The organism is Zongyangia sp. (assembly GCF_965361945.1).
Window position 1 is genome coordinate 1 of the sequence record NZ_CBDTOK010000036.1, and the last position, 10,520, is coordinate 10,520.

General features: G+C 45.4%; 12 protein-coding genes. All 12 read right to left on the reverse strand.

The window, feature by feature from the left end; all coding sequences use genetic code 11:
* Nucleotides 1–64: 64 nt before the first annotated feature.
* The 12 genes from ACZ25G_RS02060 to yfmF all read right to left on the reverse strand — a co-directional run bounded on the left by ACZ25G_RS02060 (nucleotide 65) and on the right by yfmF (nucleotide 10,253).
* A complete protein-coding gene (locus ACZ25G_RS02060; RefSeq protein ID WP_463681371.1) occupies nucleotides 65–367 on the reverse strand; it encodes a DUF3795 domain-containing protein in 303 nt (100 codons plus the stop codon).
* A complete protein-coding gene (locus ACZ25G_RS02065) occupies nucleotides 364–1,503 on the reverse strand; it encodes a glycerate kinase family protein (protein ID WP_463681372.1) in 1,140 nt (379 codons plus the stop codon). The genes ACZ25G_RS02060 and ACZ25G_RS02065 overlap by 4 nt, the downstream gene beginning before the upstream one ends.
* A gap of 162 nt (nucleotides 1,504–1,665) precedes the next feature.
* A complete protein-coding gene (locus ACZ25G_RS02070) occupies nucleotides 1,666–2,547 on the reverse strand; it encodes a YitT family protein (RefSeq protein ID WP_463681373.1) in 882 nt (293 codons plus the stop codon).
* Between the two features lie 31 nt (nucleotides 2,548–2,578).
* Nucleotides 2,579–2,995, reverse strand: coding sequence for a Mini-ribonuclease 3 (locus ACZ25G_RS02075; RefSeq protein WP_463681374.1), 417 nt, complete (start codon nucleotides 2,993–2,995; stop codon nucleotides 2,579–2,581).
* A 44-nt stretch (nucleotides 2,996–3,039) separates the two neighbouring features.
* The gene (obgE, locus tag ACZ25G_RS02080) at nucleotides 3,040–4,311 is read right to left on the reverse strand and encodes a GTPase ObgE (RefSeq protein WP_463681380.1); all 1,272 of its coding nucleotides are present in this window, start codon (nucleotides 4,309–4,311) and stop codon (nucleotides 3,040–3,042) included.
* 207 nt (nucleotides 4,312–4,518) lie between these two features.
* Nucleotides 4,519–4,803, reverse strand: coding sequence for a 50S ribosomal protein L27 (gene rpmA, locus ACZ25G_RS02085; RefSeq protein WP_191482260.1), 285 nt, complete (start codon nucleotides 4,801–4,803; stop codon nucleotides 4,519–4,521).
* Between the two features lie 4 nt (nucleotides 4,804–4,807).
* Complete coding sequence (locus ACZ25G_RS02090; RefSeq protein ID WP_463681375.1) at nucleotides 4,808–5,122, reverse strand: ribosomal-processing cysteine protease Prp; 315 nt, start codon at nucleotides 5,120–5,122, stop codon at nucleotides 4,808–4,810.
* Between the two features lie 2 nt (nucleotides 5,123–5,124).
* On the reverse strand, nucleotides 5,125–5,436 hold the full coding sequence (rplU, locus tag ACZ25G_RS02095) for a 50S ribosomal protein L21 (RefSeq protein ID WP_191482258.1): 312 nt from the start codon (nucleotides 5,434–5,436) through the stop codon (nucleotides 5,125–5,127).
* Nucleotides 5,437–5,652: 216 nt separating this feature from the next.
* A complete protein-coding gene (gene folD, locus ACZ25G_RS02100; protein ID WP_463681376.1) occupies nucleotides 5,653–6,519 on the reverse strand; it encodes a bifunctional methylenetetrahydrofolate dehydrogenase/methenyltetrahydrofolate cyclohydrolase FolD in 867 nt (288 codons plus the stop codon).
* Nucleotides 6,509–7,606, reverse strand: a complete 1,098-nt coding sequence (gene lgt, locus ACZ25G_RS02105) for a prolipoprotein diacylglyceryl transferase (RefSeq protein ID WP_463681377.1) — start codon at nucleotides 7,604–7,606, stop codon at nucleotides 6,509–6,511. Before lgt ends, folD begins: the two co-directional genes overlap by 11 nt.
* 84 nt (nucleotides 7,607–7,690) lie before the next feature.
* Nucleotides 7,691–9,037, reverse strand: coding sequence for an EF-P 5-aminopentanol modification-associated protein YfmH (gene yfmH, locus ACZ25G_RS02110; protein ID WP_463681378.1), 1,347 nt, complete (start codon nucleotides 9,035–9,037; stop codon nucleotides 7,691–7,693).
* Complete coding sequence (gene yfmF / locus ACZ25G_RS02115) at nucleotides 8,964–10,253, reverse strand: EF-P 5-aminopentanol modification-associated protein YfmF (RefSeq protein WP_463681379.1); 1,290 nt, start codon at nucleotides 10,251–10,253, stop codon at nucleotides 8,964–8,966. Before yfmF ends, yfmH begins: the two co-directional genes overlap by 74 nt.
* Between the last annotated feature and the right edge of the window lie 267 nt (nucleotides 10,254–10,520).

The following is a 10,520-nucleotide window of genomic DNA, read 5'->3' on the forward strand; positions in this document are numbered from 1 at the left end:
AAAACAAAAAAAAAGGATGGCGCGCTCAGAGAACCACCCCCTTCTGTGTTTTTAGGCCCGATCCCTATTCTGTTTTTTCTGATACACCATATTGGTCTGTAAACTTACAGGGGTAATCATTACAGGAAGTACAAGCCTTGACGTGACGTCTACGCGCGCAGTTGCGCATCTCGCACCCGGCGCACATCTTTTCAGGAACGATATCGGATTGACACCCTCCACATCTCATCTCCTCTTTCTCAAAAACGCAGTCCACTGTTGAATATTCTCGGGCAGTTCTCTCCATCAGCGCCTTATCTCCTGTGTGAAATGCAATATAAAGCGGACATTCATTACATTGAAGACCACAATATCCTGTAGAGTTCATCGTTTCTCCTCCATCTGGACCAAAAAGCCCATAAGGTTATCTACCGTTAAATAAAGATCTTCTCTGCTTCTTTCTTTAAGCTTCTCAAAAGGGGCTGCAATTCGGTTGATGCTAAAAATTCCAGATACCCCTTGAGTGTAGACTTCTTCTAAATTATCTCCAATATCCCCCACAATTGCCACAAGTGGGATGCCTAAGGTTTGCGCTCGTTTGGCAGTACCTATCACTACTTTGCCTCGCAGGCTTTGCCCATCAATTTTGCCCTCACCAGTGAGAATCAAATCTGCTCCAGATGCCTGACGGTCAAAATTCACAGTATCAAGAACCGTATCAATTCCCATTTGAAGCCGTGCATCAAAAAAGGCTGCCATGCCTCCACCCATGCCGCCCGCTGCTCCTGCTCCAGGTAATTCTACAATATCTTTTCCCAGGTCCCGCAAAATGATTTTTCCAAGATGGGCGAGTCCCAGATCAAGACGGAAGACCATTTCTGTATCCGCCCCCTTTTGTGGACCAAAAACTGCCGCAGCACCTGTAGTTCCACAGAGAGGATTATCAATGTCGCACATGGTAACGATTTCTACTCCAGAAAAGAGTTTTTTAGCTGCGGAAATATCAATGTGGGCAATGTCTCCCAGTGTCTCGCCTACGGGCACAAATGAAACTCCTTCTTTGTTATAAAAACGTACCCCTGCGGCTGCTGCAGCCCCGCATCCCCCGTCATTGGTAGCGCTTCCGCCAAGGCCTACAATAATTTTTCTGCAGCCGCGCTGTACGGCATGACAAAGAAGTTGTCCCACTCCGTAAGTAGTAGTTTTCGCTGGATTTTTGCGATCTCCTACTAAGGGCAGGCCGGCACACGCTGCCATTTCAATAACCGCAGTATCCTTCCCTATCTTTCCGTAAAATCCGGTCATCTCCTTAAAATAAGGTCCTTTGACATTGATCGAGATTTTTTCTCCTCCCATAGCCGCCAGAAAGCAATCGACACTTCCCTCTCCTCCGTCGGCCACCGGAATGGATATGATCTGCGCCTCTGGGAAGTGCCTGCGGATTGCCCTTTCCATCAGTTCACATATTTCTGTAGAAGTCATTGTGCCCTTAAAAGAGTCGGGAACTAGAACGAATTTTTTCATGCCAGCTTTCCTTTCCCATTTTTCTCCATTGTAAAACAGAGGTGTTCAGTTGTAAAGTTTAAAATTTTGAAATGCGGCGGGAACATGGCTCTCACTAAAAGCAAAAGAGGCAAGCTATCATTTCAATATAGCTTGCCTCTTTTGCTTCATTAGAGTTCTCACTTACAAACGCTTTTTCTCCACTTTAAAGCCTTCACCAAATACTTCTGAAGTATCCAGCGCGATAATAAATGCGTTAGGGTCGCTTTCCAACGTGATTTGTTTAAGCCTATAAAACTGATTTGGACGGACAGCGCACATGATGATCTTCTTTGGATCCCCTGTATATGCGCCCTCTCCTGCTAACAGTGTTACACCGCGGTCGAGGCCTTCCAGGATAGTTTGTGCCACCTGATCCGGTATATCGGACACCACCATGACCATTTTGCCCCGATCCATCCCATAAAGTACAACATCAATCATTACTGAACTAGAGAAAATGCACACCGCACCATAAAGAGCTGACTCCATACTCCCATAGACAGCTGCTGCAATCAAAAGCACCACACAATCGATCAATAGCATTAATCTTCCCATCTGCATATGAGGCCATCTTCTTTGCAACAGTCGAGCTACAATATCGGTGCCACCAGTGGTAGATCCCCGCATAAAAATGATGCCGAGACCAATACCTAAAATAACGCCGCCTGCCAGGGAGGCCATTACCATGTCTCCGGTAAAAACTGGCATACCTCTAGTAACAACATCGATCATCAAGGTAGAAAGCCCCACAGTGATCAATGTGCGCAAGGTAAATCGCCTTCCGATAAAACGAAATCCCAGCAGAAGTAAAGGAACGTTGATCAAAAATGATAAAGCTCCGATAGGTAAACCCGTCAAATAGCTAATTACGGTTGCAAGTCCGGTTACACCGCCCGGTGCGATCTCATTGGGAGCTGTAAAAATATGGACAGCAATTGCATATAAAAAGGTCCCGATTATGTCACTACAGACGTCAAGCAAGAGATGTATCTTTTTATTGCCACTATTTAAGATCGCATGCATGAGAAAGTCTCCTTATCGGGCCCAAAACTTTTTATTGGTTATCTGCCGTGTTTCTGTCTTTCTCCGTCTGAGCATCTAATCCAGATGATATGATGTCAAAAAGCTGTCTAATACGATCCAGTTCTCCCTTGAGGTACAAATAGCCAAACAGGGCTTCTACTCCAGTAGCCCTTCTATATTCACAAGGATCCGCGTTTTTCGGTACGGTAGAAGAATGACTATTTCTTCCCCGCTTCAGGATAGAAAGCTCTTCTTCACTCAATATGGGCTCAATCAGCTCATATCCCAATGACTGCGCCGATGCCCGTACCCTAGAAACGGACATTTTATGCAATTTATAAACCGGCGCATTAGGAGTTCTCTGCAACAGCTGTTCTCGTACCATAAGTTCATAAACAGCGTCTCCTACAAATGCTAAACTAATGGGGCCTAACTGTTTCGGATTCATTGGTGTCGATAATAAGTCTAACGTAAGCATTCTCCTTTTCGCTTCTAACGGACATAATCAAATTCCAGATCATAGATACTTACAGTGTCTCCCTCTTGTACTCCCATTTCCTCCAACTTATCGATGATACCGCTTTCTCTCAGAACCCTCTGGAAATATTGGAGGGACTCATAATCGTCCATATTTACTGTGGACAAAATCGGAATCAGCCACTCAGCTTCCACCTCAAAAATTCCCTCGCGTTTGCGGACTTCGAACTTGTCCCGTCCAGTGGGTGCAAAAATTTCCACCGGAAGCGGTTCTGGCTCGTAGCGAAGAATTGGAGGCAGTTGATCCAACTGCGCAGCCACCTCATTTATCAGCGCATCCACGCCAGTGCGGGTAGCCGCAGAAATTGGGAAAAAGGGAATTTGTTTTTTCTCTATATACTGGCGAAAAGCCGCAATCTGTTCCTCGTTAGCCAAATCGCATTTATTGGCGGCCACTATTTGTGGGCGTTTTGCAAGTTCTTCATCAAAATTTTTAAGCTCTTGGTTAATCTTTTCAAAGTCTTCGATGGGATCTCTTCCCTCAATACCCGAAACATCCACTAAATGGACAATGAGCCTGCAACGTTCTACATGACGTAGGAACTCGTGCCCCAGCCCTATTCCCTCGCTGGCCCCTTCAATCAGGCCTGGAATATCTGCCATAACAAAGGACTTTTCTTCATCAACCCGCACAACACCTAAAACTGGTGTCAGCGTCGTAAAATGATAATTGGCAATTTGGGGTTTTGCCTCACTGACCACCGAAATCAGAGATGATTTTCCCACATTTGGAAATCCTACCAATCCGACATCTGCCAGAAGCTTGAGTTCCAGTGTCAACTCAAAGCATTCTCCCGGCATGCCAGGTTTTGAAAAGCGAGGGATTTGTCGGGTGGGGGTCGCAAAATGTTGATTTCCCCAACCGCCTTTTCCTCCTTTGGCGACGACAACTGGTTCTTTGGTGGATAGATCCGCCATGATGCGTCCCGAGTTTGCTTCTTTGATTACTGTACCCAAAGGTACCTTAATAACCAAGGGTTCGGCGCTTTTCCCTGTACACCGCTTCTTTGATCCAGGCTCACCATTGGGCGCTACATAGTTCTTACGATACTTAAAATCCACTAGCGTGGAAAGATTCGTATCCGCTTGAAAAACAATATCACCGCCTCGACCTCCGTCACCGCCATCAGGTCCACCGGCTGCCACATACTTTTCCCTATGGAAAGAAACCGCACCGTTTCCTCCATTTCCTGCCTTAACCTTGATTTTTACTTTGTCGATAAACATTGCTCTCCACTGCCATTTCTCCGCGCAAAGGCATTCTTGCCATTTTGTGCGCGGCCAAAACAGCAAGAGAAGCTCTAGATTTATTGTACCACCCAGCCAGATGGACATACAAGTATAGAATAAAAAAGAAAGCTTTCTATTTTCATTCGAGTTATAATAAAAAATCCCGGACAAAAGCCCGGGATTTTTGCATCTGTTGCTGTGAACTTATGCCTCTACGGGATAGACGCTGACCTTTTTACGGTCGCGGCCCAGGCGCTCAAATTTAACCTTGCCGCTTACGGTTGCAAACAGTGTATCATCACTGCCGCGGCCAACGTTTTCACCAGCATGGATATGGGTACCTCTCTGGCGAACCAAAATGTTTCCTGCCAGAACAAACTGACCGTCACCACGTTTTACACCCAGTCTTTTGGACTCGGAATCACGGCCGTTCTTTGTGGAACCAACACCTTTTTTATGAGCAAAAAATTGCAGGCTAATCTTCAGCATTGCATTACACCTCCGAAACATTGACTGAAATTGTGTTTGGATATGCTTCCGATAGCAGGTTGAGCTGAAGCAAAAAAGCTCTCATAAAGTCCTCAGCCCGCTGATCAGAAACCATGAGTTTCAGTGAAATCCAATTTTCTTCTACCTTGACCTGCGCTTTAGCACCTACGACTTCCGTAATGCCATTAGCCGTCAGTTGTAGAGCGGAGGAAACTCCAGCGCAAACGATGTCTTCCCCTGCGTTGGCAAAGCCAGCATGTCCAGAGACATCAAACGCAACAAGTTTTCCATCCTTTTGGGTAAACTTTGCAGTTACCATTCTTATGCGTTAATAGACTGAATCTCAACTTTGGTATAGGGCTGTCTATGACCCATTTTGCGCTTGGAATCCTTTTTAGGACGATAGGTAAGTACTGTAACCTTCTTGCCCTTGCCGTTTTTCAGGACTTTTGCAGTTACTTTTGCACCTTCCACAGTGGGGGTACCTACTACGATACCGTCGTCTTTTCCAACAGCACAAACTTTGTCAAACTCAACTACTGCGTCGACGTCAGCCTGCAGCTTTTCGATGAAAACAACATCACCCTCACTGACGCGATACTGTTTTCCACCAGTCTCGATAATTGCGTACATAGATGTATCCTCTTTCTTTAGTCTCGCTACTACTAAGGCGGGGATAAGCCCACTTTGTGCCCAGAGTATGCGGCATTACATATCATACCAAACTCCTGGCAATAAGTCAAGCATTTTTCATTCTCATCCATCGTTTTTGTAGCCTTCAGAGCGATTTTCTTTTTCCGTACCAGCAGATGCCGGAAACCAGATTTGTCTCCTCCGCTTCCCGCTAATTTATTTGCGTGCAGCACGTTCTTTTGCCGCCGTCAGCGTATTTTTCATCAGCATAGAGATGGTCATCGGTCCTACGCCGCCCGGAACAGGAGTTAAATATCCAGCGACTTCCTTTACATTTTCAAAATCCACATCACCACAAAGTTTCCCGTTCTCATCTCGATCCATGCCCACATCAATGACAATAGCTCCAGGCTTTACCATATCTGCCTTGACAAATTTGGCGATTCCGACTGCTGCAATCAAAATATCCGCCCTGCGGCAGACCTCAGGCAGGTTCTTCGTCCGGGAATGGCAGATGGTGACGGTAGCATTCTTATGAAGCATCAGCATTGCCATTGGCTTTCCAACAATGTTGGAACGTCCAATGACCACACATTCCTTTCCTGTCACATCCACACCGATGGAATCGATCAGCTCTACAATTCCGGCAGGAGTGCATGGCAAAAAGCTGTAGTTGCCGATCATAATTTTTCCCACATTCTGTTCATGGAAAGCATCCACATCCTTTTTAGGAGAAATAGCTTCAATGACCGCCTTTTCATCGATGTGCTTTGGCAAAGGTAGCTGGACCAGAATCCCATCAATCTCCTCACGGCTGTTGAGTTCTTTCACAAGCTTTACCAGTTCCTCTTGGGTAGTTTCAGCGGAAAGCGCGTGTTCTTCCGAATAGAAACCTACCTCCGCGCATGCTTTCTTTTTATTGTTGACATAAACTCTGGAAGCAGGATCATCTCCTACAATCACTACCGCCAATCCTGGGGTAATCCCTGTCTTTTCTTTCAGTTCTTTTGTCTCGACTGCAATCTTCTCCCGAGTCTGCTGAGAGACCGCCTTCCCATCAATAATTACAGCACTATTCGCCATCAGTTTCTTCCTCCTCATGTTTGTCTTGTTCTTTCTCTTCTTCTACTATTTCTTCGGATTTATCCGCTTCGACCTCTTGGCTATCATCTTTAGAGGCGCTATTTTCTTCTGATAGGATGATGCCAATTGATGCGTCGTTAGTACCTGCCTTCTTCACCAGTTTTTTATATGCTTTATAGCCATGAGCCAAAATATATTGAGACTCTGAAGTATTGACATAAAGCGTCTCTTGGCTATCGATCCCAGACTTTCTCAGACGATAGCAAGTATAAATCCATATAGCCAGCGCAGCCAATACAAAAAGCGCGGCTAACAGCTGGGAAATACGAATGCGCCCTAACATCAGACTATCTGTCCGCAGTCCCTCGATGACAAAGCGTCCTGCTCCATACCACATACTGTAGAACAGGAATATTTCTCCATCAAACCGGCGATGCTTGACATAAAAATGGAGCAAAACAAAACCTAAAATACACCAAAGGGATTCGTATAAAAAGCAGGGATGAACCATGCCGGTAGGATCGATCTGCATCCCTTGTGCGGTCAATTGGTCCAAATGTTGTGTCAGGTAGTTTTCTATGGTAGGGCTGGTCATTCCCCAGGGTAAGGTGGTATTGCAGCCAAAAGCCTCAACATTGACAAAGTTACCCCAACGTCCAATGCCCTGGCCGATGAGAAATCCGAGAGACACCAGGTCAAGAGTAGGCAGCAGCTTTACTCCACGTATTTTGCAGGCGATAGCGCCGAAAATCACTGCGCCAATGAGGCCACCATAGATACCCATACCGCCTTCCCAAGTCTTAAAAATGCTAAGTAGGTCATCTTTATAAATATCCCAGGAAAATACGACGTAATAAAGTCTTGCGCATATTACGCCACCAATGAGGCCGATAATAACAACGTCAATAAGCCTGTCCAAATCTAAACCAAACTTTTTGCATCGATAGGATGCGTATAAAACAGCCAATAAAAATCCGGCGGCAATAATGATACCGTACCAGTAAATAGAAAAATTCCCGATCTGAAAAGCTACGTTATTAAAAGAAAAATGCAGTCCAAGCCCTGGAAAATCCACCATCTGCTGCATATGTACAGCTCCTTTCCCAGCGCGGGAATCTTCCCGCGCGTCTCTTATAAAACTGAAAATGAATCCTCTTTCACGATCAATACGCTAATTCCCGGTCGTATTCACAATAGAAACTGTGCCATATGATTCACACAGCATGTTCATAAAGCGCTCATTTGCTTCTTCATAAGTCATATTGGCAACCATTTCTACAATATCATAGATGCCACAACCACCAAAATGGGCCGTAACCATTGCAGAACTGAGGATTTCTACACTTTCAAAAGCCCGGACATAGCGGCCATAAACACAGCGCTTACTGCGCTCAAACTCCTCCTTGGGGAGTCCTGTTTTCTTCATCTCCGCAATACTTTCGCAAAGTCTTCTATATACTTCATCGGGATTTTCCGATTCGCCGGAAAAGATGGAGCAGAGATACCCTTCTCCAGAAAAAACTTCTGTTCCAAATGTCTGGTTAATCAGACCCGCATCATAAAGCTCTCTGTATGTTTGTGAGCTTTCTCCCGCAACCACATCCAAGATCACTTCGTTGAGTAGATCGCCTTTCATAAAGCCCGCTTTGTCATCTGGAGTTTCCTTGAATCCGATACTAAACAAAGGCGTTGCTACGTCCAATTTTTGTACATGCCGTTTGGACAGGATCTCCTTCGGTTCTATCACCGGTGCATTTTCAATCTGGATTTCTGGAGCTGTAGGAAGCATTCTATCGCAGCATTCTAATACAGTATCGATATCAAAGTTGCCTGCAATAGCAAGCACCATGTTGCGCAGGTTATAGAAGGTATTGTAGCAGCTATAAAGGGTATCTGCTGTAATTTCAGCAATAGATTCCACCGTTCCCGCAATGTCAATCTTGACTGGATGATTTTGATACAAGCTTTCCAGCATATTAAATAGCACCCGCCAGTCGGGGCTATCGTCATACATTTTGATCTCCTGACCAATAATACCCTGCTCTTTCTCTACTGATTCCTTGGTGAAATAGGGACGGGTTACCAGATCCAAAAGGATTTCCAGAGAAGGTTTAAAATTCTGAGTGCAAGAGAAAAGATAGCAAGTTTTATCAAAAGAGGTAAATGCATTGGCGGATGCACCCGTCTTCGCATATTTTGCAAAGGCATCCCCGTCCTCTTTCTCAAACATTTTATGCTCCAAAAAGTGGGCAACACCTGCCGGTACAGTAGTAAAAGGAGCATCCGGTGCAGTTTTAAAGGTGTTATTGATGGAGCCAAAATTGGTCCCAAATAAGGCGTAGGCACTGGAATAACCTTGCAACGGATACAAAAGCAGGGTCAAACCACTTTTATGCTGAATTTTTGTATAGGACTCACCCAGACGTTCGTTTTTGATAATCTCCCTATTCATGGTCTTCGCCTCCCCTTCCAGTAAGGTAATAAACAGTATCAAGCTGCACCTGGCTTGCCGCTTCAACCACTTCCTCCCGGGTTACCTTATCAATCATATCAGCTTCCTCTTGGGGAGAGCGGTATTCTCCTGTGATAATTTGGCCCAGATACCATCCTTCAATTCCTGCCAAGGAATCCCCAATATGGTCAAAGGAATTGCGCAGACTCAATTTCGCAGCGTCAAATTCTTCTTGGGTGTATTCGTCTCTCTTCATAATGTCTAACTGCTTTAAGATCTCGTCATATGCTTTTTGCCTATTCTGATCTTCAATTCCGCAATCAACCATCACAGTACCCTTGGCTCTATCAAACCGGGCAGCGCAGTAATAACAAAGGCTTAGCTTTTCCCTGACGTTGAGAAACAAACGTGAAAAAGGAGTCCCACCATAAATTGCCACCATCAGCCTTGCGGCAGCAAGCTTTCTTTGGTCGCCACTGATACCGGTAGTAAAGCCTAACACCATCTTCGCTTGGGTTACATCCAATTGATCTGTAACTTGTTTGACCTCTCCCCCGCTTGCTTTTACCCGCATCTCTGGCAGGGCAGTTCCTCCACGCTGGATCTTTGAAAAAGCATGAGAAAAGATGCTTTCCGCTACAGCAGGGTCTCCTGCGCCACAGAAAAGTATCTCTACCTGTGCTGTTTCGATCAAGCGCTGATAGGCTGCATATGCGGTTTCTGGCGTTATTTTTTCAGCCATTTCCTCACTGCCATAACGTCCCACACCAGCCGGTTCTCCAGCAAACATAATCTGGGTACAACGGTTAATGGCATAGCTTCGTTTTTCGTTAATTTCCGCCTGGATAGATGCAATCAAATATTTCTTTTCCAGCTCGACATCTGTAGGATCGAAATGGCCATCCACCAATTTAGGCTCCAGCAAGAGACCACAAAGCAGTTCACAACACGCTTTGATAATCTGCTCGTTCTCCATAGTAAAGCGATCGTCCAAGCTCTGGACGGACAGGTTAATGATTTGATCGTCGCCGACTTTTCGCACATCAGCATCCAACGCCGCTCCATAGAGAGAGGCCAACCGTCGATTTAGTTCGGTAAAATCAGGACAGCCTGCATAACCTTTGCGCAGAATAAACGGTACGATAGCGTTCTGGGCCGCGGTTTCATGATGAAGGGTGGTGATTAGATTGACAGAAATACGGTTTGATTTAAACTTTTCATCGCGTACGGCGTTAAAAAACACTCGGTCTAGGAGTTTCGTCCTTTTCAAGGTCTGCTCCATCTTTTCTATCTCCTCCAACTGGATTTACGGGCAAAGCTCGCATTTCTTTTCTATCATACTATTTTTCCCAAAGATTATCAATTGCTTTTGCCCTCGTTCATTTTTTGTTTACGAGGTGCGATAGTTGGATATAACACCGGAAACAATGCTCCTCTACCGCTTGCAGGCTGTTCGTCCGAGGAGAGAATCAATCGGATACCCACAGGACGTCGGGGAGGAAGCTTCTTTGGTGGTCTGATCGTTACCCAGGAATCCAAATTGGATAGT